Source organism: Weissella sp. MSCH1 (assembly GCF_045799135.1).
GTDB lineage: Bacteria > Bacillota > Bacilli > Lactobacillales > Lactobacillaceae > Weissella.
This window is the reverse complement of the sequence record NZ_JBJMBA010000032.1, coordinates 26,116-51,457: the sequence shown is the minus strand read 5'-3', so window position 1 is coordinate 51,457 and position 25,342 is coordinate 26,116. Positions and strand designations below refer to the sequence as shown.

Genomic DNA, 25,342 nt, shown 5'->3' with positions numbered 1-25,342 from the left:
TTAATAGTATACAACAAAATCCGCCTTAAATTGACCCCAGTTTGCTTTCCAGCGTAAAATAGGGGTGACAAAAAATAAAGGACATTATTACCTATGAAACTGACATTGCAAGAAATGGCAACGGCCATCAACGCGGAAATTATCAACGCGGCCGATGTCGCTGTTACCAGTACCACATTCGACTCACGTAAAGCTGAGGCCGGTAGTTTATTCGTCCCCCTTGTTGCTGCAAATGACGGTCACGATTACGTTGCTAGCGCTGTTGCTAATGGTGCCACAGTTACCTTATGGCAAGCTGACCACCCTAACGTACCAACTGACGTGCCAACATTGGTCGTGGCCGATACCCTCGTGGCCTTCCAACAATTAGCCGTCTACTACTTAAAGCAAGTTCAACCAAAAGTTGTTGCGATTTCAGGTTCAAACGGTAAGACAACGACAAAAGATTTTGTTGCTGCAATCGGCGCCTCGACATTCAAAACCGTCAAAACGCCAGCCAACTTCAACAACGAAATCGGCGTCCCTACGACCATCCTATCGATGCCCGCAGATACTGAATTGTTAGTCATCGAATTTGGGATGGATCGTCCGGGCGACTTAACCTTCCTTTCTGAAATGGTCCACCCCGACATCGCCGTCTTGACGATGATTGGTGAGGCCCACATTGAATTCTTCAAAACACGTGAACGCATCGCTGACGGTAAGATGGAAATCATTGCTGGGTTGCAATCTAATGGCGTCCTTGTGTACAACGGTGACGAACCATTGCTTCGTGAGCGTGCAGGTCAGCATGCCTTCTTACACACCGCCACCTTTGGCCTCAATACTGACAACGATTTGTATGCGTCAACAATTGCTATGAATCCCGTCGGTGCAACTTTCCAAACGGATAAATCAGCAATGACTTATCACATTCCATTGACAGGTCGCTACAACGTTTCTAACGCCTTGGCCGCCATTTCAGTCGGCATCTTGTTGGGAATTTCAGACGACAAGATTGCACAAGCCCTTGCCGAAGCCCCAATCACTGAAAACCGTACTGAATGGTTAGCTGGTAATTTTGGCGGTAAGATTTTGTCTGATGTTTACAACTCAAATCCAACTGCTGCTAAGGAGGTCTTGCACTTCTTTGCTGAGACACCTGTCGCAGGCCGCCGTATTGCTGTTTTGGGTGATATGCTCGAACTTGGTGAAGCTGGTCCGGACTTACATGCCAGTCTCGCTGAAAAGCTTGATCCAACAACGATTCAACACGTTTACCTCGTGGGTGACATCATGGCCAGCCTCGAAGATGCCTTAAAGACTAACTACCCAGCTGGTACCGTTAAACGCTACAGCAAAGATGACAAAGCAACCCTGATTGCTGATCTCCAAGCTGATTTAACGGCTGATGATGCGGTCCTGCTGAAAGGGTCACATGGCATTCACCTTGAAGAAGTGGTAACTGCCTTGGTTTAATCCAACAATAATAAAAAGCGATGCAGACATTCGAATGTCGCATCGCTTTTTATTATTGTCATTAGACTGACTTAATATAGTTCACACCGTCTGCCGCTGGGGCCTTTGACTTGGCGAAGAAGACAACCAAAATCAAAACCGTGAAGACGTATGGCGCAACTTGTAGGTAAACCGCTGGCACTTGGTTCAACAATGGCAATTGTGCACCGACGATCGCCATTGATTGTGAGAAGCCGAAGAACAACGCGGCCGCCATGGCACCAACTGGATTCCAACGACCAAAAATCATGGCCGCCATCGACATAAATCCTTGTCCAACAATTGTTGATGCTGAGAAGTTACCCGCGATTGATTGGGCGAACAACGCCCCACCAATTCCACCAAGGACACCTGAAATCAGCACACCGGTATAACGCAAAGCATAAACATTCAAACCAAGCGTATCCGCAGCTTGTGGGTTTTCACCAACTGAACGCAAGCGCAACCCAAAGCGGGTCTTAAACAATACCCATGAAGCTACAAAGGCTACGATAATCGCAACCCACGCTGTGGCAGAAGTCTTCGTGAAGAAGATTGTGCCGATAACTGGGATCTTTGCCAAACCAGGTACATTCCAGTAACCAAAGTTTTCAGCAATCATTGATGTTTGACCCTTACCGTACATCAACTTAATCAAGTAAACACCCAAAGCTGGGGCCATCAAGTTCATCACCGTACCTGACACAATGTGGTCAGCACGCAAAGTCACCGTTGCGACCGCGTGTAGCAATGAGAAAATCAAGCCAATGACTGCACCAGCAATCAAACCAAGCCATGGCGTCAAAGCCCCAAATTGGCTTGCAAACGTTAAATTAAAGACAACGCCGGCAAAAGCGCCCATAATCATGGTTCCTTCTAACCCAACGTTAACAACTCCAGCACGTTCTGAGAACGTACCCCCTAATGCAGTGAAAATCAAAGGCGCTGAGTAAACCAACGTACTTGAAATCACCAATTGCAAGATCGTTTCCAAACTCATGGTTACTCTGCCTCCTTCTCTACTTTCTTGTCTTTACGACCCTTTTTCTGAGGGCCGGCCAATTTCTTGGCTTTTTGCTTTGCATCATCTTCATCGATCTTAACCAAAATCAAACGAATCAAGTAGTTCGCACCGATAAAGAAGATAATTGATGCTGTCACAACAGAAACCAATTCAGTTGGGACACCAGAAGCCAATGGCATTCCTAATCCACCAACAGACAAAATAGAGAACAACAAGGCAGCAAAGAAGATACCCAAGAATGAACCTGATGCCAACAAGGCAACCGCCATACCATCGTATCCAACTTGTGGTGCACCAGTTTGCGAGAAGATGTTCAAGTACGTTCCCAAACCTTCAGTTGCACCAGCTAACCCAGCTAACAAGCCGGAAATCGTCATGGCTGTCACTGCTGTGCGCTTTGCCGACATCCCCGCATAACGAGCTGCGTCGGGGTTCAAACCAACCGCACGGATTTCAAAACCAAGCGTTGTCCGCTTCATAATGAACCAAATGGCTACCAGCGCCACAATCGCAATGATAAACCCAATGTTCAAACGTGACCCACCCGTTAAGTTCGCAAGCAAGTCCCAACGTAGTGAATCTTCCGTTGGTAACGTAACTGTCATATCAGTTGTCGTCATCAACTTCTTAGGCAACCCTTGCACAAAGGCGTTTCCACCATATAAAGCAATGTAATTCAACATGATTGTTGTAATAACTTCCGATGCACCAAACTGGGCTCGCAGCCACCCTGGCAAGGCACCCATCAAAGCACCAGCAAGGGCTCCGATGATAACTGCCAACGGAATTGACAACCATGGTGTCATTGATTGGTTAACCAACACAAACCACGTTGATGCAATCCAACCAACCCAAACTTGACCAGCAAGTCCGATGTTGAAGAAACCAGCTGATTGCGCAACCAAGAAACCAGCTGCCGTTAGAATCAGCGGTGTCATTGATCGCAACACTTCACCGATATTCAATGATGACCCAAGTGCGGATTGCACCAAGCTCACATAACCAGTCACTGGATTAAACCCAGAGACCAACATGATGATCGCACCGACCATCAATCCAAAGAAGACAGCCAGGCCTGCAACGAGACCTGTACCGTATGAATTAATTTTATTCACCAGTCTACTCCCCCGCTAATTGCGCACGCGCTTCAGCCAATGACATTCCTGCCATCAACAATCCAAGCTCATTCTTTGACGTTTCATTTGCGTCAACGACACCTGTAATCTCACCATGTGAAATAACGGCGATGCGGTCAGCGACATTCAAAATTTCGTCCAATTCAAAGCTAACCAACATGACAGCTTTACCAGCATCACGTTGATTAATGAGTTGCTGGTGAATATATTCAATTGCACCAACGTCCAAACCACGCGTTGGCTGAGCCGCGATTACGAAATCAGCATCACGGTCCAACTCACGAGCGATAATTGCCTTTTGTTGGTTACCACCTGACAAAGCACTAGCCGGCACTAATTCGTTCACTGTACGAACGTCGAACTTTTCAATCAACTCACGAGCGTGGGCATTGATTTTGTCATAATCCAGCACACCCGCCTTTGACATCGGTGCCTTGTAGTACGTTTGTAGCGCAATGTTCTCAGCCAGCGTCATATCCAATTCCAACCCAAAACGGTGACGGTCTTCTGGAATGTGACCAACACCACTCTCGGTGATTTGGCGAGGCTTCTTATTGGTAATATCCTTACCCTTAAGTGTCACTTTACCTGACGCTGATGGCATTAATCCAGTCAAAGCAGAAATAAATTCTGATTGTCCGTTACCATCAATACCCGCGATACCCACAACTTCACCAGCGCGGAAATCCAAGCTCAAGTTTTTCACAACTTCAACACCACGAGCGTCCTTAACCGTCAAATCCGACACAGACAAAATCGTGTCAGTTGGGTGAGCAGGCTCCTTTTCAGTTGAGAAGAGTGATACTGAGCGACCAACCATGATATCAGCCAGTTCTTGTGATGACACACCAGCAACAGGGAATGAGTCAATTGACTTTCCTCGACGGATAACCGTCACTTGGTCAGCCACCGCCTTGATTTCATCAAGCTTGTGCGTAATCAAAATGACTGACTTACCTTCAGCGGCTAAGCCCTTCAAAATCGTCATCAACTCATCAATTTCTTGGGGCGTCAACACGGCTGTTGGCTCATCAAAAATCAAAATATCAGCGCCACGGTACAACGTCTTCAAAATTTCTACACGTTGTTGCATACCGACCGAAATGTCCCCTGCCAAGGCGTTCGGATCAACATCCAGCCCATATTGTTCAGATAACTTTTTAATTTCAGTCGCGGCAGCTTTCGTATTTAACTTCAACCCATTAACGGGCTCTGAGCCCAAAATAATGTTTTCTGTAACTGTAAATGCATCAATCAACATAAAGTGTTGGTGCACCATTCCGATTCCTAATTCAGCGGCTTTGGAAGGGCTATCAACAATAACCTTTTGACCGTTAATCAAAATATCGCCGGCAGTCGGTTGTAGTAACCCTGACAATTGATTCATCAGCGTTGACTTTCCAGCTCCGTTTTCCCCTAACAAGGCATGAATTTGGCCTCGCTTCACTTGCAAATTAATTTGATCATTCGCACGGAATTCACCAAATTGCTTCACAATGTCGCGCATTTCTAGCACGATTGGCTGATCTGCCATAGCACATTTCTCCCAGACATTTTTCTCGTCACATCTTCATCAAGACTATGACGTAATAGGTATATTTTACCTACTTTTTACTAAATTTTCTAGTCTATGCAATCGTTATTATTCGTCTATTAACATGGTTGTAATACAAAAATCGATTAACTAGAATTTTTCAACACATAAAAACAGGACGTTCGTTCAAATGTCCTGTTTTAAGTTCGTTTTTTAAACGTTTTACTTCATTGTGCTTGGCACAGTCACATCACCAGACTTGATTGCCTTTTCGGCCTTCTCAACTGCAGACTTCTCTTCAGCATCCAAGTTCTTCTTTGTGATTGCGACACCGCCATCCTTCAAACCGTAAGTCGTCGTCTTACCACCAGGGAACTTACCGTCCATTGATTGGTTAGCAACCTTTTCGATTGAGCTAGCAATTTCCTTAATTGCTGACGTCAATGTGAAGTTGTCGCTCTTGCCATCCTTCGTCTTGTAGTTACCTTGGTCGTTTTGATCCATATCAACACCGATGACCCAAGCCTTATCCTTTGAACCAGCATTCAATCCCGTGTTAATGTCCTTGGCAGCCGTAAACACAGCGTTACCTGCAGGGCCAGCAGCTTGGAAGATAACGTGTGCGCCTGACGTGTAAATGGCGCTAGCGATTGTCTTAGCCTTAGCCGTATCAGTAAATGACTCCGCAAATTGGGCATCAACCTTCATATTTGGGTCAACTGACTTTACACCGGCGATGTAACCCGCCTCAAATGATTGAATAACCGCTGAATTCATACCACCGATGAACCCAACCTTGCTGTCACCCAACTCCTTGGCCTTCGTTGCCGCAGCAACACCAGCTAGATATGATGCTTCTTGTTGCTTAAACGTCAATGAAGCGATGTTCTTATATTGCTTTGATGCCACGTCGTCGACCAACACGTAGTCAGTCTTTGGGTTTTGCTTAGCTGATGCAACCAATGCATCATTCGTCGCGTAGCCCACACCAATCAACATGCTGTACTTTGCTGATACACCTTGTTGGAAATTCGTCGCAAAATCAGCATTTGTCTTTGATGCAAAGTAGTCATAACCATTTGCACCCTTCTTCAAATCGTGTGACTTTCCCCAAGCTTTCACACCATTCCAAGCTGACTCGTTAAATGACTTATCGTCGACACCACCAACGTCAGTAACCATCGCTACTGAGAAATTCTTCTTGTTTGAATCTGATCCGTTGTTTCCGGCGACTGCGGCCCCAATACCCACAGCAGCAACAACAACGACACCACCAATAATCAAATTACGACGTGAAACCATTTCTCATATCCTCCAAAGTAACAAACTGTATGTTCCTAGTTTAATCGCTTGGTTAACAAAACGTTTAACTGTTAACCTGACTTGCTGTGATTAGTATATAAGGTTCTTTTAATAAAAACAATGAACAAAGTGTGAATTTCGTTCGTTTACACCCCAAAAAGTTAAACGTTTTACCTCATTTCGGGACCATTATACACAAAATACACGAACGATAAATCCAAAAATTAATAAAACGTTTTTGGTAAAAACGTTTTACTTTTAAATTATCCATTGGTTAAATGACTTATTTTCGTCACAATTTCTTCTTTACAATTTAATTACAAAAAAACTATCTCACGTATACGCAACGCGAGATAGCTTTTTATCGTTAATGTTATTTGAAGTTCACTTTACTGAAACCCATTCAAGTTATCGTCACCATCAACAGTGTTATGATCGATAGCTTTACCAGCCGCACGCTTGGCTTCAGCGATTACACCCATCTCACCCAATCGGTTTGCCACTGAGTATGGCAAATTGATTTCTGATTCGAAGTACGTGTCCAGGAATGCTAATTCTGTAACCGTTAGCCCTGAAGAAACTGCGTGTGACAATGTGGTAATCACTTCAGCTGCCGCTGGCGCGTTAGTTGAAATTTGCGCACCATACACGATGCCTGACTCATAGTCATAAATCAGCGATGCCACAATGTCCGTTTGTTCACCCAACGCATGAATTGTGGCGGGCGTGTGAATATCGAGACGCTCGATGTGATCACCGATACGCTCCTTCGCTGCTTCAACGGTCAACCCTGTCTTATAGAAGAAGCGATCAAAAACCGAGAATCCGATTGTACGCAAGATTGGTTGGATCTTAACGTCCAAGCCAGCCACCGCATAACCAGCCACGCGGCCCATCTTCAATGCAGCTGACATCAATGGGAAGTATTGATCAAACTTACCATCAACCACAGCCGAATCACCGATAGCGTAAATATCAGGGTTTGATGACTTCATTGTGTCGTCGACCACAATCGCGCCGTTTTCACGCATATCGACCTGACCAGCTAACAACATCGTATTAGGCTGCAAACCGGCCGCGATGGCCATGAAGTCGAACACTTCCGACGTACCATTGTTAAAGTTAACTTCAATCTTCTTACCTTGATTATCAACTGAAACGACTTCTTGGCCCTTGCGCAAGACAACCTTGTTATCAGTCAACGTCTTTTCCAAGTCCTCTTGAATTGCTTGGTCAAAGTAGCGCGTCATTAAACGCTTTGAGCGGGTCACAAATGTGACATGAACCCCTGAATGCGCCAACGCGGCCGCCAATTCAGTTGAAACTGGTCCACCACCGTAAACCAAGGCCCGCTTGCGGAAACCCTTAGCAAACTTATTGATATCCACGGCATCTTGCTCGTCTTTCACGAAGACAACCCGGTCCAAATCAGCCCCCACAAATGATGGTACGCGTGCTGATGACCCCAAGGCATAAATCAACTTATCGTATTATTCCTCGATAATTGAACCATTATCAATGGTACGAGCATAAACTTTCTTAGTTGCGGCATCAACTCGTTCAACTAAAACGCCTGAGCGATATGTTGTATTGGGTTGACCCTCAAAATGCTCAAAATTCACTTGTTCAGCACTTGTCACGCGGCCATTCAACGCCAACTTGATTCCCGCCGAAATAAATGGTCGTTCGCGTAAATTCTTTTCTAAGATGACAACTTCATCTGTTTCATTCACTTGACGGAACGCATTGACGGCCGATAAGCCAGCGTGCGCGCCTCCAATCACAACAATTTTCATACTTAATATCTTCCCTTTTAACCAATTCTACCTATTAACTTAAACACGCTTTTCGGGGAAACTTGCCCCAAACAATCGGAACCACTCTGACGCAAACAATGATTGACGACGTGTACGTTGCAACATCAATTGCGTATCCAAGCGACGTTCAATCTCAACCCATGAAATTTCAGGTTCAGCCACAACCATCTCGTGCGCTTCTGCCAATAATTGCTTATCAATTAAGCGCGCGTCCAATGGTATCGCGTCCAAAAATGGCGCTGATAATAATGACCGAATTTCTGTATCCATGCGTGAAATTTTCGTATCAACCGGTTGTAACCGCTTTTTGACCCACTTCTGTCGTGAAAAACGATCACGATTCAAAATTGAGTAATAAATCAATAAGTACAGCGTCGTAAAGAACGCCACCGCAGTTCCCACAACATAGGCTATAATCTTATCAATTGGCAAGAATGGCAAGCCAAAAAATGCCAAAACAGCTGCAAGCGCCGTCAACACGAATGAGAGAATAAACGTCACTGTATTCTTGAGTTGGCCCAAACGAACGCGACGTTCAGCACGCAGCCGTCGGCGCCGTGCTGACAATCGGGTAAGCGTATCATTCAGCTGGCGCAAGTGCTCCAGCAAAACAAGCTTTTCGTTATTGCCATCCATAACTCAAACAATCCTCATCTCACTATAATTCAACATACTATAAGGTAGTATAGCGGGTTTATTTAACAAAAACCACCATAACGGCTTCTTTCGCTTACTTTTAATGTGTGCATTTTTACGAACGAATGCGGTAAACTATGAAGTATGGAATTATCAGAAGAAATATTTTTAAAAGAGCAAGAGGCTCTCAAAATCGCCAAACTCCTCGCCAATGATTTGCGTCTGCAAATTCTTTGCCTATTGCAGGAAAACGGTGCTGCTACTGTCACTGAAATCATGACTGCTTTGCATGCTGAACAATCCCGGGTGTCACACCAATTATCAGCTTTACGTGAGTATCAGATGATTTCTGCCACTCGAGAAGGTCGCACTATCACATACGCTTTAACTGACCCGCACATGATGGAATTGCTCCAAGATTTGCTTGATCACGCTAATCACGTGCGCCTTCACCGCAATCATAATGACATTTAAAGCGTAGCCATGGGTTGCGCTTTTTTTGTGATTTGTGACTATAATAGTAGAAACCACAAAAAGGAAGTAACAATGAAAGAAGTCAAAGCGTTTATTTTGCGCAATGATGTCCAGCGGTATATCGCCCTGGCCTTTATCGTGCTCTTATTGTTTATTGTCCATGACCTTATCAGCATCTTGTTGCTAACCGCCATTCTCGGCTATCTCGCTGTCAAGGGTGCTAATAACGTCCAACGGTGGACTAAAATCCCCTACGGATTCTCAGTGTTAATCGTGTACCTATTGAGTATCTTCGTGGTTGTGATGGCATTTGTCTACATCGTACCAGCTTTGGTCGATCAATTTGCCGTCATCCCCAACGAGGTCAACAAGCTCATCAAAGAGTATCCCGTCATTAAGCAGTACTTCAATGAAACCTATCAAAAGCTAGACCTGCTGAGTGAATTTTCAAAAAATTGGAAATCCCTTTTGGCTAGCGGATGGGATACTATCAGCACTGTCGTGACCGCATTCTCACAAATCATCCTATCGATTTTCTTGAGCTTCGTGCTGGCATTGACTTGGCAACGCCTACGCGTCTTTGGATCACAATTTCTCCACTCAAGCTACCCTAAGTTTTTCAAGAATGTCTATGAACTTGGTAGCACGTTCGTTCTCATTTTAGGTAGCGTCATCGAGGTCCAATTACTAATCGCCTTCATCAACACAATCTTAATGATGATCGGTTTGAGCATTCTGGGCGTGCCAAGTGTCTTGGTAATGGGGTTGATGATTTTCATCCTAGGCTTAATTCCAATTGCCGGTGTGATTATCTCACTACTACCGCTCAGTGTTATGGCTTTCGCAGCTCTCGGCTGGATCGGCATGATTGAGGTCTGGATTCTAATCGCTGTTATTCACATGTTTGAATCTTATTTTTTACACCCACGTTTGATGGCTAGCCGAACAGAGTTACCAGTGTTCTTCACATTTGCAACAATCATCGTGATGGAGCATCTGCTTGGCGCCTGGGGCTTGATTATTGGTGTCCCAATCGTCGCCTTTATCTTGAGCGTCCTTGGCGTGCAAGATGCTAACATTACCCGTAGTGCAAAATCTGAATAATCAAAAAAGCAGCGCATCAATTTGCGCTGCTTTTTTGATTAGTTATGATTAAATACCAAATGTGCCACCATGAACCTCGTGGACATTGGTCGTCACAATAAACGCATTCTGGTCAATATCATGCACGCGGCGTAACATACGACCGTAATTCGCGTTATCCACCATTACCATAAGCATTTCTTTGTTGTTATCAGTGTAGCCACCACGTACATCAAAGACGGTTAAACTCTGATCTTCTTGGAGCAACATCGTTTGAATGTCAGCCAATCGTTCATTACTCATAATCGTTACCTGGTGCTTTAAATCAAGCCCAGTCTCAATATAACGCATCACAATCGACGTAATGACCAATGAAAAGGCAGCCAAAAAGAACGCATTGGTGCCTGAAACCAACAAATTAAACAAAGTCACTACCATATCAATAGCTAACAATGACAAAGCGGAATTAATTTTAAAATACTTTTTCAAAATCATTGGCGGTACGGTTGTACCACCACTTGACGCTTCAAGCCGGTATAAAATGGCGATGCCCGATGCAAAAACAGCGCCACCAATAATGACCGCTAGTACCGCATCTTCAACAAGCCGATGACTAGGCGTAATGTACATTAATACCGGTAATAAAAAGCTACCAAATGCAATATTTCGCACCGTACTTTTATCTAAGAAAATCGCGGCTAAAATAATCATGGCAATATTAATGACCAACACCGTTAGCGCTCGGTTAATACCAAACGCAGCATCCAGCAAAATGGCGACCCCGGTTGCGCCACCAGCAGCAACGTTAATCGGGGCATAGAAAAAGTTAATAGATAGTGCAATAATTTCAAGCGTAATCACAAGCATGAGCACTCGAAACCAGCCCTGTTGACTCAGTCTTCTCGGCATATGGGTCTCCTTTGGGTTGGAAATGTATATCTGTTACCTTTCTAGCATACCATTTAACGATATTTCATGTATGACACTTGTGTGAATTCATTCCGTTTCGGCATACCATTCATCTACCAGTTGCGTTCGGAGCGGCAAAAAATGCGCTTCATCACGTTGCCCAACTGACTCACCGTCGATAGAGACAACCCGACCAGCCATCATCGTTGAACTCGTGATGAACACCTCGTCAGCCGTTTTTAACTCCGCCACCGTGAAGGCGCGTTCCTCAACTGGCATCCCCAATGAACGGGCGGCCTGCAATAAATGTTGCCGAGCAATGCCCGGTAAAATCAACTTATCCGTTGGTGCCGTAATTAGCTTGCCCGCCTTAATCATATGGACATTCGTTTTAGAACCTTCAGTCACTCGGGTGTCACCGTCCTCAGTCATCCGGTAAAAAACAGTTTCATCAACCGATTCTTGCATCGCCCGCTGCGCGGCAAGCACATTCGGTAGTAAGTTAATCGTCTTCACATGCGTTAGCCCTGAGCGAATATCCAATTCGGTCCGTAAACGGTATGGACGTTCTTGTTTGCCCCGATCTAACGACATAGGCGTTATCATCACTGCCAAATTAGGCGTCGCATCCAGTGGGAAACTATGGCTACGTCGCCCCGTTCCTCGGGTTACCTGCCAATAAATCATATAAGCTTCCCCTGTCACGTTGGTGAGTAAATCATTCAAAATGTTGGTTAACTCTTCACGCGTAAAGTTAGGCGTTATCATCACTGCAGTCATACTCCGCCAAAAACGATATAAGTGCTCATCTAACGCAAAAATCTTTTGATTGCGCGCCATGGTCGCATCGTAAACACCATCACCAAACGTAAAACCACGGTCAGTCATCGGAATCATCATGTCATCGATTTCCGATATCTTACCGTTATAGTAAGCTACAGTTTCCATACTATCCCCACCGTTCCTAATCTTTTACTCATAATAGCACCTTTTTGCGCACAAAAAACGCCCGAAGTGCAATTAGCATTCGGACGTTCATTAACTATTTCTTTTGCAACTTAACAGCCGTACCGTAAGCAGCCACCATGTTCATATCAGCACCCATTGATCCTGAATCAAAACGCATCATAATCACTGCATCGGCACCCATTTTAGCCGCGTTATCACGTAACCGTTCCAAAGATGAATTACGTGTCTCTTCAAGCAATGACGTATAGGCTTTGATTTCACCACCCACGATGGTCTTTAAACCCGCTCCAATATCTGCAACAACGTTCTTTGAACGTGTCGTTAGGCCGAAGACCTCACCTAGTGTTTCCACCACTTCATAACCCGCAATATTTTCTGTCGTCGCAATGATAATATCATTTGCATTTGCCATGTTTGTTTATCCCCCTTGGTGTCATGACTTGATTATACCCGAAATGTTATGTTTTAACTGGTAATAGCTATTTACTTTGTAGCCGCGAGCGCACGTTCAATATCCTTAACCATCTTGCTTGGCGCTGTCGTCGGCGCATAGCGTGCGATGAGTTGGCCATCGCGTCCAACCAAAAATTTCGTGTAATTCCACTTGATACGACCGTGACCAGACTCAGCCTTCAAGTAGTCGAACAACGGTGCTGTCTCATCCCCGTTAACTGCCATCATTTCTGTCATTGGAAATGTGACGCCATAATTTTTTTGGCAAAATGCGCCAATTTCAGAAGCATCATCCAATTCTTGTTTGAATTGATTAGATGGGCAACCAATAATCGTAAAGCCTTCATCCTGATATTGATCATACAGCGCTTGGAGCTCTGTTAATTGCGGTGCTAGTCCACACTTGCTTGCCGTATTAACAATCACCATCACGTCCCCTGCAAATTGTTGCAAGTCTAGTTCTTGGCCCCCTTGGGTACGTTCTTTAAAATCGTAAACAGTCGTCATATTATTTCCCCCATATAATCATTCCTGTGCAATCGCTTCTACAATTATTGTAACCGTTTTCCTTTGGCAGATTTATTATATTTTTGGCGCCATTATTAAATAATGTAGATTAAAAAAAGACGCCATCAACATCACTGTCGATAGCGTCTTTTTCAATTACTTATTAAGCTTCTGGCTTCAAAACCTTCTTTGAAACAACTGACAAACCATCTGCCAAGTCGTATACCAAAGGCTCACCGTTAGCGATTTCAACACCCAAGATATCATCATCTGAGATACCTTCGATGTGCTTTACCAAGGCACGCAATGAGTTACCGTGGGCGGCAATCACAACGTTCTTACCTGCTGCCAAGTCCTTTGAGATGTTTGACTCCCAGAATGGCAATACACGTTCCAAAGTAACCTTTAAGTTTTCGCCGAATGGCAATTCACCTTCAGGTACATCAGCGTAACGACGGTCGAAGGCTGGGTATTCCTTACCCAAAACTTCAACAGTCTCCGTTTGCTCTTCTAGCAATGGAGGCAAAACGTCGTATGAACGACGCCATTGCAAAACTTGCTCGTCGCCCCACTTTTCAGCGGCGTCGGCCTTGTTCAAACCTTGCAAAGCACCGTAGTGACGCTCGTTCAAACGCCATGACTTCATTTCAGGAATCCACAATTGACCAGCTTCTTCCAAAGCGTAGTGCAATGTCGTGATCGCACGCGTCAAAACTGACGTGTATGCTTGGTCGAATTGGATGCCTTCCTTAGCCAACAATTCACCTGCAGTACGAGCTTGGGCAATACCCTTGTCGCTCAACTTCGTGTCTACCCAACCATTGAACAAGTTCAATGCGTTCCATTCACTTTGACCGTGACGGATCAAAACCAACTTTGCCATTGGTGATACCTCTTTTGTATTAGAATATTTCGTTACTATTGTAACAAAATTTCAGCATAATTAGTAGTGATTAATTAGTCCCCACCAGAATCTTGACTAGCATAAACATCATAGGCACCGCATACACACCGGCAATCCACATCATCACGCGCATTGACTTATCGACACTTTTACTCAACGAATCTACCTTGTCAGTCAGGTGATCAATTCGCAAATTAACCGCCTTTAATTCACCTCGAACTTCTTCACGAAAACTGACAAACTCTACTTGCAACTCACGCACATCGACTTGGAGTTCACGTACATCGACCTGTAGCTCACGAACATCCGAGCGTAGTGCTTCAAACTCACCATCGCGAAATGCTTGAAACTCTAATTTTGTGACGTACTTTTCATCCATTTTGATTCCTCCGTTAATTGGTTAACATTGGTAACATTTCCCCTAATACGACAACAGAGGTACCGCATAGTTGCGATACCTCTGTTAAAAATCGTTTTAATTGTTACGTCCAATATACCGGATTACAGACCAATTAACAAGCTTTTAGCGCTTGATTTCACCATTCTCAATAACCAAACCTGATGAGTGAACAGGACCTTGGCGATCTGGGTAGATACGCTTGATAATACTGTTCACAGCCGTTGGCACTTCACCAAAACCAGTTGCAATCAATTCCGCCTTACCAGGGTATTCGGCCACATCACCAACCGCAAACAAACCTGGCACCGTCGTTTCCATCTCTTGGCTAACCGTGAACTTCTGACGTTCGACTTCAGGTTGGACAGTCCAGCCAGCAACAATCTTGTTCTCTGATGTAAAGCCGTAGTTGACCATCAAATCATCAACATTCAAAACCTTCTTTTCATCTTCACGGACCTTAGCCAAAGTCACATTCAATGAACCATCTTCAGCCTTTTCAACCGTTTCGATGTTATATGGTGTCTCAATAGCAACGCGTGACTTTTGCAACTCAGATACAGCGTGCTCCATCGCACGGAACTTATCACGGCGGTGCGTCAAGTGAACCTCTGCTGCAACTGTATCCAACAATGTTGACATATCAACAGCTGAATCTCCACCACCAGCAACCAGCACGCGGTGATCACGGAAGTCTTCAACGTCGTTCAAGAAGTAGTGGATGCCTTGACCTTCAAGACCATTTTCAACTGCTTCTGGCAAACGGCGTGGCTCAAATGCGCCCTTACCGGTTGCAACAATCACAGACTTCGTGTGGAATGATCCCTTATCAGTCGTAATATCAAATTCAGTCCCATTAGGCTGAACATCAATAACCGTTGTATCAAGATACAAATCTTGTGGGAATTGACGCATTTGCTTGTCCAATTCCTTGATAATCTCAGCACCGGTTGTGTTCACATAACCAGCGATATCCAAAATCGTCTTTTGTGGGTAAAGGTTAGCAACTTGGCCACCAACACTCTCCAAGCTTTCGATAACTGTAACATCCAATTCACGCAAACCAGCGTAAAAGGCGGCAAACATTCCTACTGGTCCCGCACCAATAATTGTTAAATCTGTATCCTTAAATTCCGTCATGATTGTTTCCGTTCCGTTTCTATCGGTTTCATTATTTTTCTTAATTACGAGTGTTATTATACGCCAACAAAAAATCCCCTGCACGGTATAAAGGAACCAGCAGGGGCATTTCAATTACAAATTCCGGTCGTACAAACTCGTGAATTCTGACAAATCCACGTCAAAATCAGCTGCCGCGACAATATCGACCGCACTGCCTTCTTCGCCAGCCTTCTCTTCAAACGCCTTAGCAAAACGTGGGTATAATTCTTGGAATGCATCCTTGTCAGGACCATCCACGACCAACAAATAATTAGCTGCGTTTGTCGCCCCATTCGTCAACCACAACAAGTGCATGTGCTCTACTGCACCCATGGCGTCATCTGCTAAACCAATCAATTCGTAACGCAATGGCGTTGGAATGATGTCTTCAGCAGATGCAATTTGCATCTCGGCATCGCCATCCCCTTCTTGCGCTGCCACCATGCCGGCAATGTAAGCCAGGTTATCACGAGTGATTGGCATACCATTCGTGAATGGGTTCAAGGCCAAACCTTCAATATTCTCTGAATCATCGTTTTGCAACAATGGCAAGTAATCAGCCAATGACATCGCCCAAGGGTGTACCGGATCTTCTGAGTCAATTGGACCGGCATTGAAGGCATCCAAATCCGTAAAGATTGGGAATACCGAGTGGCCGTTTTCCATCTCAAACGTCAACAAGCGCATCTCTGATCCTTCTGGAATCTCAACGTCACCGTTTTCCTTAATAATTGGTGCTTCAGTGAAGTTAACTGGCGCAACAAAAACTGCCTCTACAAGCCCTTGAACAAATGCTTGTTCATTAGCTGGATTTTGTTCTTCGCGGAAAGCTTCCAACGCAGCTAAAAGCTCGTCGTTACGCAATACTTCTTCTTGGTTATCCATTGTCGTACTACCCCTATCAGTTCTCGTTATTTGTTACTAAGTATAACGGATATTCACCCCTTTGTCAGTGAAATCCGATGGCTAACAAAAAACCGCATCTCAAGCGGATGCGGTTTTTGTATCAATTAGTTAGCCTTGTTGTAAATTGGCGTGAAGGCGGCTGCACGTGGGTAACCGATTTCTTCAACGCTCAATACATTTGAAAATGCTGGGGCATTGTTAATCGTTGCAAATGCAAAGAATTGTGCCTTAGCTTCTTCTGGATCACCTTCAGTGTGGATCACGTAAATCAATGTACGTTCTGGTGCACGAACCAACCTTACGATTCATGACTAACCCCTATTTTGTAAAATAAATTAATTGAAAGTTCGTGTTTTGCGCTAATTAAACGTTTTAATTAACCAACTCCACAATGATAACCCGAACAAAACGTTTTGTAAACATAATCATTCGTTTTTAGGCGATAAATTCCAGGATAAAACATAGCAAACAGTGTAAAATACGAATAAAAAGCACTCATCACGCCTTATGATGAGTGATTTTCGAACTTTAAATTACTTCGCAGGTACTTCTACCTTACCGTCGATGATTTGCTTCTTAGCCGCTTGAACAGCATCCCAAGTTGCTGCCGACATGTGACCACGAGTCACGGCAACACCCTTATCGTCTAGCCCGTAAACCAAGTGCTCACCACCAGGGAACTTATCCTTAGCTGCCTTTTCAGTGACATCAACAACAGCCTTGCCAACCTTCTTTACTGATGACGTCAACGTAAAGTTTGACTTGCCATCCTTAGCCGTGTAAGCACCGTCTGCGTTTTGATCACGGTCAACACCGATAACCCAAACCTTATCAGCCGCCTTCTTTTCACTGTTCAAATCCTTAGCTTCTGTGAAGACACCGGCACCAGCTCCACCAGCCGCTGCGAAAATAACATCAGCGCCGTTTTGGTACATTGATGCGGCAATCGTCTTACCCTTACCGGCATCAGTAAAGCTACCAACGTATTGCGCATCGACCTGAATGTCCGGGTTAACTGACTTCGCTCCAGCCGTAAAACCAGCTTCGAAAGTCTTCACTACGGCTGATTCCATGCCACCGACGAATCCTAACTTATTCGTCTTAGTTGTCTTGGCGGCTGCAACACCAGCCAAGTATGATGACTGTTCAGACTTGAACGTTACTGACACCACATTCTTTTGCGTCTTCGCAACATCATCGACAATCATATAGTTTGTCTTGGGGTGCTTCTTAGCTTCCTCATTAATGGTTGACGTCAATTGGAAGCCAATCCCATAAATATTTTTGAATCCGGCTGCTGCCGCTTGATCGTAGTTCGTCTTGAAGTCAGCGTTCGTCTTTGACTGGTAGTATGTGTAACCACCCTTGCCTTGCTTAACGCCGTTCTCCTTACCCCACTTTTTCAAGCCTTCCCAAGCTGATTGTTGGAAAGACTTGTCATCGACACCCCCACCATCAGTTACCAAAGCCACTGATGTCTTGTCGGATTCGCCTGAAGCTGACTTGTTTCCAGATAGAGCGGCATAGGCGCCACCAGCAATAACCAGCACCGCAGCACCAGCAAGCAACATCTTTACGTTTGAAGCCATGTTTATTATTCCCCTTTATGAATAAAACCCTATAATTTTCGATAACTTTGTCATCTGTGTGAATAATATAACTGACTTTCGTGACCTTGTAAACCCTTTCGTTCGTGTTTTATCCAAATATAACGTATTTACTTTTTGTAATGTTCATTTTTAAAAGGTTAAACGTTTAAATATCGAATGTTCGTTCGTTAAATGAACATTTAACGAGAACAAAAAAGAAGCAATCATATCTGACTGCTTCTCTATGACTTAATTTACAAGTCGCACCATATACGTTTCGGGCACAAAGCCACGTACAGCATTGTAAATCCGCTTTGCACGCGACGCTTTATCGGTAATTGCGAAAACGGTCGGCCCAGTACCTGACATTTGAACCGCTTCAGCCCCAAATTTAAGCATTTTTTCTTTTAATTTGATAATTTCCGGATACTTCGAGGCAGTAACCGGTTCAAGCACATTGAACATGTTATGAAAAGCCGTCTTAAAGTCACCAGCTTCAACCGCTGCCATTAAGCCGCCCATATCACCATGCACCAAACTATCATAATCAATCATTTTCAAAATTTTCGGTGTTGAAACACTTACAGCAGGTTTCGAGACCACCAGCCAAAGTGGCGGGAATTTTTGCGTTAGCGGATCGACCACTTCACCACGGCCGGTCACTCGGGCAGGGCGCGAGTAGACACAAAAGGGCACATCGGCATCAATCTTTAAACCGATTTCGGCTAACTGGGCTTCTGTTAAGCCCAGTTGCCAAATTTTATTGAGCCCTCTTAAGACAGCGGCTGCATCTGAAGAACCACCGCCCATTCCTGCCGCAACTGGAATATGCTTATCGATATGAATTTCCACACCGTCCGCAACGCCAGCCCGCTGCCGCATCAGTTCTGCCGCTTGATAGGCCAGGTTTTTCTCATTCAACGGCAACAAGCCACTTGTCGAATCGACGATGATATTCGTATGCGCCGTAGTCGTTCTGATTGTCACCGTATCGGCCAAATCAATTGCGACCATCAACATGTCCCACTCTTGTTCACCGTCTGCGTGGGCAAACGGGGTATCAAGGCTAATATTGAGCTTTGCGTAGGCACGTTCCAATATCTCCATGGTCATGGCATCCTTTCGAGTCTTTTGTTTCATTATAGCAACTTTATAAGGGTTTGCGAAATTCTACCGTACCGGTCGATTTTCCCTTTTGTCGGACTGTTATCCTTGCTATACTGAAACTACTATCCAAAAGGACATTGATTTATGCGCTATTTATACATATTGGCTGGTCTGATTACCTTTGGCATCGGAACCGTCACAATTTGGGTGCCTGGGATACCAACCACCCCATTTTACTTACTAACCGCCTTCTTTTGGGGTCGTTCATCAGAGCGGCTACACAGCTGGCTGATTAACAATAAACACTATAAGACGTACATTCATGAAGGTATCTATCAACGCAAACTCTCACAACGAGGACGCATTGTGATTTACTTGGTGACCGCCGCGATGATGAGCATTCCGTTCTTTACATCTGGTAAACTATGGCTCCAAATCACCTTGGTTCTTGCCTCATTGTCACAGATTATTTCCATGGAAGGTTTCTACCGTGGTTGGTGGATGAACAACTGGTTCCTTGTGAAAGAGGACGACGAAGCTTAAAAAGCCGTGTCATTACGACACGGCTTTTTAAGTTAGCCTTACATATCAAAGCGACTCTTTAAACTAGTCACCACATCAGGCGTCAATCGCATACTATTTTGTTGGATAAACTGTTGCACATCCGCAAACGTATCAAATCGTTGTCTAACTGGTTGTACCAAGTCAGCTTGCAACAATGCTTCCGCGAACTGGACATCAGCCATATTAATTGTTGTCATCCCCCAGGGTTGTGATAACAATAAATCTTCCCAAGCCCCCTTAATTAACGCTTCCGCCCGTTCATAACGACGGTCCTTATTAATAAATGATCGTAAATCAATGGGGTTCAAATCAGTTTCGGCCATCAGTCCACTCCTTTATCCAAGCAACGGCGTCATCGCTTAGCCATTGCTGATTTGTTTCTAAAAATTCTGCTGACGTATCGCGCAATGCCGCTTCCGCAACCAAATCAGCATCAAGCAAAGCAGTTGCAAATTGCGCATCATCAAGTGCAATTGTCGTTGGTGAAATCGGATGACTGACGACAAACCGATTCCACTCGTTCCATAATAGCGCTACTGCACGTTCGTATTGTGGTGCTCGTAAAATGACGGCACGCAACATTAATGGATCTAACACACTAGTCCTCCCACTTTGTTAATCGCACGACCTGACCGAACGGTTCGGTCAATGATAAGTCCACGCCCTCGGGCAGCACCCAGACCAAACGGCGATACTTCGGCTGTGCCATTTCATGCTCGCCATCACCATCGGTAAATATCACGACAACCGTACTTTCAGGACGATAACGATCTTGTTGCAGTTGTTCAAATATCGGTGCAAATGCAGTACCACCACCCGCACGGCGTTGACCCTTGGCCAGCCATTGTTTATCAATTGGTGTTGCAACTGTATCAAAGGCATAAAAATGGACACTCGCCGCCAATTGCTTCTGCATTTGAGTAACTTCAGCCATAAAACGCATCGCCGTCTCGTCTGAAATTGACGCTGAATTATCAATAAATACAACGACATTTGTTTGTGTGGCATCAATTTTTCCGGCCAGTTCCATCCGATATGGTTGACGACGATTAAATCGCGCGCGGCTATCTTGTTTATCTGCCGGCACATTACTAATAGCCTTCCGCAATAAGCCTCGCCAATTACGACGCGGTGCTAATAGTTGCTCGATTTGCCGTTCAACTTCGCCTGACATCGTCCCACGACCAGCAACCAAGGCATCATGATTAGCATCTGCAACAACATTCCGCAAGGCGGCTTCTGCTTCTTCGCCAGCCTCAGCCCCGGTTGACCATCCCTTATGATCATCACCTGGCAACTGCGAACTTGCACCTTCATTATCAATTGTATCCATCAACGGATGCAACAAATTGTAATAGGTGCTTGAATCTGCATATTCCGGCAGTTGCAAGTCAATCATATCTGTCACCTCTTGCAAGGTATGCGCCCCCGGGAACCCACCACGGATATATTGGTTAACCGCTAAGTCAGTTGCTAGACCAACCATTTTGGCTTCAGCTGCGTTCTCATTCATTTTATCTGCATATCGAATTGGGTGTTCCCACACCATGTGTAGCACCTGATGCGTGAGGGCCCCCTTTACTTCGGCAACCGTATGATAAACTTCTTCAAATAAAATCGGATTAATTCGCAATTCCCAAAACGGCGCCTGCCATGACAAACCCATCGTGCCCCCAACTGTTTCATCGTAGACCCGATTTAATCGCAAGACGACTTCACCATAAAATCGGCTTTCATCAAGCAATTTCATTGTGGCTTTCTGAACCAATTCATCAATCTTCTGATAAGTCATAGGCCGCAACCTTCGTAATCAATTGATACAACGCCTTCGCTGATTCATCATCTGCGCCATAAAGTTTTTCTAAGACATCACCAGCAGCCAATTGCTTCACAATCGCATACTGACCATCCTTGGCTGTTGCCGTTAAAATTTGTGCGAATCGCCCGGCATTATCTGGCTGGGCAACATCAATTGCGACCAAAGTTGACTTAAGCAAGGCCAACTTTTGCACTTCTGGTAAACCTTGGTACGTTTGCATCACCTTTTCGGGCACTACCGGACCCCAAGGTTGACTCACAAAAATATCCATTGGCGTCAATGTTTCTTGATTGGTTTGCATGAATTGCACAAAACGTTGCGCTGCAACTTCACCCAAATCACCCGCGACCAAATCAAAAACCAAAGCTTGTTGCGTCTCCTCCGGCAATACCAGCAACTCAAACAAATTATCCGAGACACGCTGCCAAGCACGAGGGGTTGGATTCAAATCGTCTCCTCGCTCAACAGGATACAATTGGGTCGCATCCTCTTGGAGATAACGTTGTATCAAATCATGAATATGTGGACGTTGCTTTTGTGCATCTTCTTCAGCAGCCCAGGCAAGCCAATCGGCTACATCAACCTTCATCACCAATCGCACCGTACGATCCTTGATCGCTGCATCACCAGCAACAACCCCATAATCTGCATTTTCAAATCCAGTCATCGTTTCATCCGGGTTCTCAGCAATCACTAACTTTACTTCCTCAGGCAACACCAACGAATTGATTTGCCGTTGCAACACTAGATTCATCAATTCACTTTGCACCGCTTGTGACCCACGATTAAATTCATCCAAGAACCACAAAATTGGGCGACCTGGGTGCGCTTGTGCGGTTTCAATAATTTCAATCAATGTGTGAGTGTAGCCATACTGCACATCGGCTAACGAACCATACTTTTCTGTTTCGACATAAGCCTCGCTTGTCAAAGGTGGCACAGGAATTGCCAAGTCACCTTTTTCTGACAATGACACAACCGTCGTAAACAAAGTTGCCCCCATTTGACGGGCCACTTCAGCAACTAAGGCTGACTTACCAATTCCTGCTTCACCGACAATATTTGGAACGTTACCACCCCGCAATACCACAGGTACTGCCGTCAATAACTCTTTAAATGATAATGCCATTTGTGCCACCTCAACCCTTTTAATCTTGCTTCTAGTTTACGCTGTTTAATCGGCTTTTGCTTATGAAAAGTTATTCGGTCGATTGTAGTTTGTATCGGTCGTCGCGTTGCGACGAAGCATGGTGGGCGGGGTGTGACTTCGCCAAAGATTGGCCGGCGGAGTTTCCCACTGTCATCTTTGTCGGAGCCAATCCCCCACGCCCACGCGTCGTGCGCTAGCACGACACCACCAACGCCACATCCAACAAAAAAACCAGCAAACGTCTAGCTGGCGTTTGCTGGTTACCATGGTGTTTCGGTTGTCTTTCAGTCTGCAATCGCTTAATCATTCACCAAGAACAAGGACACAGGTTCGTCCATCTGTTCGCTTCTTATCCAAGGAAGGCCTCGTCTCGGTAAATAATTAGGTTTAGGCACTCACGTTTGCGCGTTTGGTGTGAGTGGCTGACATATCGATTGGCAATCAAAGCATCAATTCATAAATGAATTATACAGACCCCATCCATATTCGCCTATCAAAAAGGGAACTTATTGGAGATATTGTTTTGCAATTGCTTCGTAGAGGCCAACCATATCCAAATATGCTTGGCGTTCAACGTACTCATCAGCCTTATGTGCTGTCGCGTTACCTGGTCCGATGACAGCAAGTTCTAAGTTCGGATTGGCTTTGATAAACTGTGAAGCGTCCGTTCCCAAAGATACCGCAATGGCTGGTGCAGCCATTGGTTCAGGCAAGTAGTCTGGCACCAACCGTTGAATCAATTGAATCAGTTGACTATCTTTTGGTGTCACCACCGCATCATCATAAGCGCTCACATGCAAGGCCAATTGCATGGTTTCATCAGTTGCATTTACATCCGCAACCAGTTGCTCTAATCGTGCAATCAATTCTTTTGGCGGTAACTCTGGAATGATTCGGGTTAACACCGTTAAAGTTGCTGAGTCAGGCACTGAATTCTGTTGTTGCCCACCCCGAATGACATCCGGCCCGTACAACGTCCGATCCAACACTGGACTAACCTCTGGCAAGGCGTCGTAGAATGCCTTCTCGGCTAAGTAGTAGGTTACCAAGTGGTCAATCGCATTCACGCCGAGCTTGGGCATTGAACTGTGTGCAGCTTTTCCCGTCGCCGTTACTTCATACGCCAAAAAGCCCTTGTGCGCGTGAAAGATGAAGTGTTGCTCCGGTGCTGTCGCAGTTGCAATCGCTGCTTGCAATTCCGTCAAGGTCGCTTCATCAATTACTGCACCACCACTTTGGAAATAGTCTGTAATATCTGGCAAAGCAACCCCTGTCGGCTCGGCGATGACCATCGCATCGATATCATCCGCATAACCCCGCTCAGCTAACAGGCGTGCACCGGCTTCAGTCTTTTCCTCATCAACCGTCACTAACAAACGTAACGTGCCATGGAGTGGGACAGCTTGTTCATGCAGTTCAATCATCGCAATCACATATTCTGCCAAACCACCCTTCATATCAGTCGTACCACGACCATATAAACGGCCGTCTTGTTCAACCAGCGTAAACGGATCTGTTGACCAGGTCGTTAAATCACCTTAGTGAACCGTATCTGCGTGGCCAGCAAATGCCAATACCGGTCCTTGACCATCCCCAATTTCGGCCACCAAATTGGCACGCTTCGTATTATCGTCTGTCACCAATTGTGCATCAATCCCATTCTTACGCAATAGGTCCTGTAAATAGATTGCAACCGATGTTTCATTATCCGCAACTGTATTTAGCGCAATCAAATCACGCAAAATGGTTAACTTATCTTGTTCCCGCATACTTGTATCCCCACACACTTAGTTTTCTCATGTAATTCTAATATAAGTTGCGGTAATATGCAAAAAAAGCCTGGATTAACAACCCATTCAGGTCACTAAGCCAGACTTTTCGATCATCATTTTTTACTATGCCGTTGGCGATCAGCCAAATCAGCCGCAATCGTAGCTGCGTCACGCGGATGAACGCCAATGTTCATCACAATTGCAATCACGGTACCTAAGAACGTATCAAAGACACGTTCAATAGCATACATATAGCTGGCTCCTTCAGGAATCGTTAACGAAATCATCAAGAAGGCCGCTACAGAACCAATTAATCCCTTATTGTTATTCAAGCCATCATTAATTGAAATCAATAGCATCAATAATAGCGGTACCACGATAATTGTGACCCACTGCGATTCATGCAGTAAATCAAAAACGAAAAAATAGGTAATCGCAAAAATACCACCAATGGCGTTTCCGATTACACGCGACTTACCAAATTCTAACGTTGTTTCAAAGTCCTGTCGCAATGAAAATACGGCAGCCAATGAGGCAATCATCGGATTACCACGATGTAAAAACGCAAACAAAGCGATGATAACCATCACCGATAGTCCCGTTTTAAACGTCCGCATCCCCAATCGGAACATCCCTAATTTCATTGCAGACCC

Annotated in this window: 28 protein-coding genes and 1 pseudogene; 4 read left to right on the top strand and 25 right to left on the bottom strand. The window is 44.9% G+C overall.

Annotated features, from left to right (window positions below; all coding sequences use genetic code 11):
- Positions 1–93: 93 nt before the first annotated feature.
- The gene (murF, locus tag ACJ28U_RS03270) at positions 94–1,458 is read left to right on the top strand and encodes a UDP-N-acetylmuramoyl-tripeptide--D-alanyl-D-alanine ligase (protein WP_407618363.1); all 1,365 of its coding nucleotides are present in this window, start codon (positions 94–96) and stop codon (positions 1,456–1,458) included.
- Between the two features lie 61 nt (positions 1,459–1,519).
- On the opposite strand, the gene ACJ28U_RS03265 is transcribed toward murF, so the two are convergent.
- From ACJ28U_RS03265 to ACJ28U_RS03235, 7 genes are all read right to left on the bottom strand, one after another.
- Positions 1,520–2,476 carry an ABC transporter permease gene (locus ACJ28U_RS03265; protein ID WP_099088750.1) on the bottom strand — a complete coding sequence of 319 codons (957 nt, stop codon included), beginning with the start codon at positions 2,474–2,476 and terminating at the stop codon, positions 1,520–1,522.
- A gap of 2 nt (positions 2,477–2,478) precedes the next feature.
- Positions 2,479–3,615, bottom strand: coding sequence for an ABC transporter permease (locus tag ACJ28U_RS03260; protein WP_172397630.1), 1,137 nt, complete (start codon positions 3,613–3,615; stop codon positions 2,479–2,481).
- 4 nt (positions 3,616–3,619) lie between these two features.
- Complete coding sequence (locus ACJ28U_RS03255) at positions 3,620–5,170, bottom strand: ABC transporter ATP-binding protein (RefSeq protein WP_085639564.1); 1,551 nt, start codon at positions 5,168–5,170, stop codon at positions 3,620–3,622.
- A 222-nt stretch (positions 5,171–5,392) separates the two neighbouring features.
- Entirely contained in the window at positions 5,393–6,472 is a 1,080-nt protein-coding gene (locus tag ACJ28U_RS03250; protein ID WP_010371428.1) for a BMP family protein, read from the bottom strand.
- A 389-nt stretch (positions 6,473–6,861) separates the two neighbouring features.
- Positions 6,862–7,953: an FAD-dependent oxidoreductase gene (locus ACJ28U_RS03245; RefSeq protein ID WP_407618362.1), complete on the bottom strand. Its 1,092-nt coding sequence runs from the start codon at positions 7,951–7,953 to the stop codon at positions 6,862–6,864.
- 9 nt (positions 7,954–7,962) lie between these two features.
- Positions 7,963–8,268, bottom strand: a complete 306-nt coding sequence (locus ACJ28U_RS03240; RefSeq protein WP_407618361.1) for a hypothetical protein — start codon at positions 8,266–8,268, stop codon at positions 7,963–7,965.
- 39 nt (positions 8,269–8,307) lie between these two features.
- The gene (locus tag ACJ28U_RS03235; protein WP_099088746.1) at positions 8,308–8,925 is read right to left on the bottom strand and encodes a hypothetical protein; all 618 of its coding nucleotides are present in this window, start codon (positions 8,923–8,925) and stop codon (positions 8,308–8,310) included.
- A gap of 144 nt (positions 8,926–9,069) precedes the next feature.
- Here ACJ28U_RS03235 and ACJ28U_RS03230 point away from each other — a divergent pair, with 144 nt between their 5' ends.
- Positions 9,070–9,399: a helix-turn-helix transcriptional regulator gene (locus ACJ28U_RS03230; protein ID WP_010371446.1), complete on the top strand. Its 330-nt coding sequence runs from the start codon at positions 9,070–9,072 to the stop codon at positions 9,397–9,399.
- 72 nt (positions 9,400–9,471) lie between these two features.
- Positions 9,472–10,503: an AI-2E family transporter gene (locus tag ACJ28U_RS03225; RefSeq protein ID WP_407618360.1), complete on the top strand. Its 1,032-nt coding sequence runs from the start codon at positions 9,472–9,474 to the stop codon at positions 10,501–10,503.
- A gap of 48 nt (positions 10,504–10,551) precedes the next feature.
- On the opposite strand, the gene ACJ28U_RS03220 is transcribed toward ACJ28U_RS03225, so the two are convergent.
- From ACJ28U_RS03220 to ispE, 11 genes are all read right to left on the bottom strand, one after another.
- A complete protein-coding gene (locus ACJ28U_RS03220; protein WP_407618359.1) occupies positions 10,552–11,391 on the bottom strand; it encodes a YitT family protein in 840 nt (279 codons plus the stop codon).
- Between the two features lie 87 nt (positions 11,392–11,478).
- Entirely contained in the window at positions 11,479–12,339 is an 861-nt protein-coding gene (locus tag ACJ28U_RS03215) for an aminotransferase class IV (RefSeq protein ID WP_407618358.1), read from the bottom strand.
- 94 nt (positions 12,340–12,433) lie between these two features.
- The gene (locus ACJ28U_RS03210) at positions 12,434–12,772 is read right to left on the bottom strand and encodes a heavy metal-binding domain-containing protein (protein ID WP_010371450.1); all 339 of its coding nucleotides are present in this window, start codon (positions 12,770–12,772) and stop codon (positions 12,434–12,436) included.
- Positions 12,773–12,843: 71 nt separating this feature from the next.
- A complete protein-coding gene (locus ACJ28U_RS03205; protein ID WP_099088742.1) occupies positions 12,844–13,320 on the bottom strand; it encodes a glutathione peroxidase in 477 nt (158 codons plus the stop codon).
- Positions 13,321–13,483: 163 nt separating this feature from the next.
- Positions 13,484–14,203, bottom strand: a complete 720-nt coding sequence (gene gpmA, locus ACJ28U_RS03200; RefSeq protein ID WP_407618357.1) for a 2,3-diphosphoglycerate-dependent phosphoglycerate mutase — start codon at positions 14,201–14,203, stop codon at positions 13,484–13,486.
- Between the two features lie 70 nt (positions 14,204–14,273).
- A complete protein-coding gene (locus tag ACJ28U_RS03195) occupies positions 14,274–14,603 on the bottom strand; it encodes a hypothetical protein (RefSeq protein ID WP_063084071.1) in 330 nt (109 codons plus the stop codon).
- A 144-nt stretch (positions 14,604–14,747) separates the two neighbouring features.
- A complete protein-coding gene (locus ACJ28U_RS03190) occupies positions 14,748–15,761 on the bottom strand; it encodes an NAD(P)/FAD-dependent oxidoreductase (protein ID WP_010371466.1) in 1,014 nt (337 codons plus the stop codon).
- Between the two features lie 114 nt (positions 15,762–15,875).
- Entirely contained in the window at positions 15,876–16,667 is a 792-nt protein-coding gene (locus ACJ28U_RS03185; RefSeq protein WP_010371468.1) for an SseB family protein, read from the bottom strand.
- A 125-nt stretch (positions 16,668–16,792) separates the two neighbouring features.
- Positions 16,793–16,951 (bottom strand): hypothetical protein, encoded by a 159-nt coding sequence (locus ACJ28U_RS03180; RefSeq protein WP_407618356.1) that lies wholly within the window; start codon positions 16,949–16,951, stop codon positions 16,793–16,795.
- A gap of 270 nt (positions 16,952–17,221) precedes the next feature.
- Positions 17,222–18,277: a BMP family protein gene (locus ACJ28U_RS03175; RefSeq protein ID WP_010371485.1), complete on the bottom strand. Its 1,056-nt coding sequence runs from the start codon at positions 18,275–18,277 to the stop codon at positions 17,222–17,224.
- 249 nt (positions 18,278–18,526) lie between these two features.
- A complete protein-coding gene (ispE, locus tag ACJ28U_RS03170) occupies positions 18,527–19,384 on the bottom strand; it encodes a 4-(cytidine 5'-diphospho)-2-C-methyl-D-erythritol kinase (RefSeq protein ID WP_010371487.1) in 858 nt (285 codons plus the stop codon).
- Positions 19,385–19,528: 144 nt separating this feature from the next.
- On the opposite strand from ispE, the gene ACJ28U_RS03165 reads away from it, so the two are divergent.
- Positions 19,529–19,927 carry a YbaN family protein gene (locus ACJ28U_RS03165; RefSeq protein ID WP_010371490.1) on the top strand — a complete coding sequence of 133 codons (399 nt, stop codon included), beginning with the start codon at positions 19,529–19,531 and terminating at the stop codon, positions 19,925–19,927.
- A gap of 38 nt (positions 19,928–19,965) precedes the next feature.
- Here the strand turns inward: ACJ28U_RS03165 and ACJ28U_RS03160 are convergent, their stop codons facing one another.
- The 7 genes and pseudogenes from ACJ28U_RS03160 to ACJ28U_RS03130 all read right to left on the bottom strand — a co-directional run bounded on the left by ACJ28U_RS03160 (position 19,966) and on the right by ACJ28U_RS03130 (position 25,333).
- A complete protein-coding gene (locus ACJ28U_RS03160) occupies positions 19,966–20,271 on the bottom strand; it encodes a hypothetical protein (protein WP_010371493.1) in 306 nt (101 codons plus the stop codon).
- Positions 20,258–20,545, bottom strand: a complete 288-nt coding sequence (locus ACJ28U_RS03155; protein WP_099088736.1) for a hypothetical protein — start codon at positions 20,543–20,545, stop codon at positions 20,258–20,260. The genes ACJ28U_RS03160 and ACJ28U_RS03155 overlap by 14 nt, the downstream gene beginning before the upstream one ends.
- A 1-nt stretch (position 20,546) precedes the next feature.
- A complete protein-coding gene (locus tag ACJ28U_RS03150; RefSeq protein WP_407618355.1) occupies positions 20,547–21,740 on the bottom strand; it encodes a VWA-like domain-containing protein in 1,194 nt (397 codons plus the stop codon).
- Positions 21,721–22,896, bottom strand: coding sequence for an ATP-binding protein (locus tag ACJ28U_RS03145; RefSeq protein ID WP_407618354.1), 1,176 nt, complete (start codon positions 22,894–22,896; stop codon positions 21,721–21,723). The genes ACJ28U_RS03150 and ACJ28U_RS03145 overlap by 20 nt, the downstream gene beginning before the upstream one ends.
- A gap of 527 nt (positions 22,897–23,423) precedes the next feature.
- Positions 23,424–24,443: pseudogene (locus ACJ28U_RS03140) on the bottom strand (M20/M25/M40 family metallo-hydrolase); the annotation flags it as partial.
- A gap of 12 nt (positions 24,444–24,455) precedes the next feature.
- Positions 24,456–24,686, bottom strand: coding sequence for a hypothetical protein (locus ACJ28U_RS03135; RefSeq protein WP_407618353.1), 231 nt, complete (start codon positions 24,684–24,686; stop codon positions 24,456–24,458).
- 116 nt (positions 24,687–24,802) lie between these two features.
- Positions 24,803–25,333, bottom strand: a complete 531-nt coding sequence (locus ACJ28U_RS03130; protein ID WP_010371508.1) for an aromatic acid exporter family protein — start codon at positions 25,331–25,333, stop codon at positions 24,803–24,805.
- Between the last annotated feature and the right edge of the window lie 9 nt (positions 25,334–25,342).

Bases quoted from the DNA above. Each gene is read 5' to 3' on its own strand.
- ACJ28U_RS03230 (WP_010371446.1), top strand. From the start codon at position 9,070: ATGGAATTATCAGAAGAAATATTTTTAAAAGAGCAAGAGGCTCTCAAA.
- ACJ28U_RS03220 (WP_407618359.1), bottom strand. From the start codon at position 11,391: ATGCCGAGAAGACTGAGTCAACAGGGCTGGTTTCGAGTGCTCATGCTT.
- ACJ28U_RS03265 (WP_099088750.1), bottom strand. From the start codon at position 2,476: ATGAGTTTGGAAACGATCTTGCAATTGGTGATTTCAAGTACGTTGGTT.
- ACJ28U_RS03190 (WP_010371466.1), bottom strand. From the start codon at position 15,761: ATGACGGAATTTAAGGATACAGATTTAACAATTATTGGTGCGGGACCA.
- ACJ28U_RS03175 (WP_010371485.1), bottom strand. From the start codon at position 18,277: ATGGCTTCAAACGTAAAGATGTTGCTTGCTGGTGCTGCGGTGCTGGTT.
- ACJ28U_RS03185 (WP_010371468.1), bottom strand. From the start codon at position 16,667: ATGGATAACCAAGAAGAAGTATTGCGTAACGACGAGCTTTTAGCTGCG.
- ACJ28U_RS03250 (WP_010371428.1), bottom strand. From the start codon at position 6,472: ATGGTTTCACGTCGTAATTTGATTATTGGTGGTGTCGTTGTTGTTGCT.
- ACJ28U_RS03210 (WP_010371450.1), bottom strand. From the start codon at position 12,772: ATGGCAAATGCAAATGATATTATCATTGCGACGACAGAAAATATTGCG.
- ACJ28U_RS03215 (WP_407618358.1), bottom strand. From the start codon at position 12,339: ATGGAAACTGTAGCTTACTATAACGGTAAGATATCGGAAATCGATGAC.
- ACJ28U_RS03165 (WP_010371490.1), top strand. From the start codon at position 19,529: ATGCGCTATTTATACATATTGGCTGGTCTGATTACCTTTGGCATCGGA.
- gpmA (WP_407618357.1), bottom strand. From the start codon at position 14,203: ATGGCAAAGTTGGTTTTGATCCGTCACGGTCAAAGTGAATGGAACGCA.
- ACJ28U_RS03145 (WP_407618354.1), bottom strand. From the start codon at position 22,896: ATGGCATTATCATTTAAAGAGTTATTGACGGCAGTACCTGTGGTATTG.
- ACJ28U_RS03240 (WP_407618361.1), bottom strand. From the start codon at position 8,268: ATGAAAATTGTTGTGATTGGAGGCGCGCACGCTGGCTTATCGGCCGTC.
- ACJ28U_RS03150 (WP_407618355.1), bottom strand. From the start codon at position 21,740: ATGACTTATCAGAAGATTGATGAATTGGTTCAGAAAGCCACAATGAAA.
- ACJ28U_RS03235 (WP_099088746.1), bottom strand. From the start codon at position 8,925: ATGGATGGCAATAACGAAAAGCTTGTTTTGCTGGAGCACTTGCGCCAG.
- ACJ28U_RS03205 (WP_099088742.1), bottom strand. From the start codon at position 13,320: ATGACGACTGTTTACGATTTTAAAGAACGTACCCAAGGGGGCCAAGAA.
- ACJ28U_RS03160 (WP_010371493.1), bottom strand. From the start codon at position 20,271: ATGGCCGAAACTGATTTGAACCCCATTGATTTACGATCATTTATTAAT.
- ispE (WP_010371487.1), bottom strand. From the start codon at position 19,384: ATGGAGATATTGGAACGTGCCTACGCAAAGCTCAATATTAGCCTTGAT.
- murF (WP_407618363.1), top strand. From the start codon at position 94: ATGAAACTGACATTGCAAGAAATGGCAACGGCCATCAACGCGGAAATT.
- ACJ28U_RS03130 (WP_010371508.1), bottom strand. From the start codon at position 25,333: ATGAAATTAGGGATGTTCCGATTGGGGATGCGGACGTTTAAAACGGGA.
- ACJ28U_RS03225 (WP_407618360.1), top strand. From the start codon at position 9,472: ATGAAAGAAGTCAAAGCGTTTATTTTGCGCAATGATGTCCAGCGGTAT.
- ACJ28U_RS03135 (WP_407618353.1), bottom strand. From the start codon at position 24,686: ATGCGGGAACAAGATAAGTTAACCATTTTGCGTGATTTGATTGCGCTA.
- ACJ28U_RS03195 (WP_063084071.1), bottom strand. From the start codon at position 14,603: ATGGATGAAAAGTACGTCACAAAATTAGAGTTTCAAGCATTTCGCGAT.
- ACJ28U_RS03255 (WP_085639564.1), bottom strand. From the start codon at position 5,170: ATGGCAGATCAGCCAATCGTGCTAGAAATGCGCGACATTGTGAAGCAA.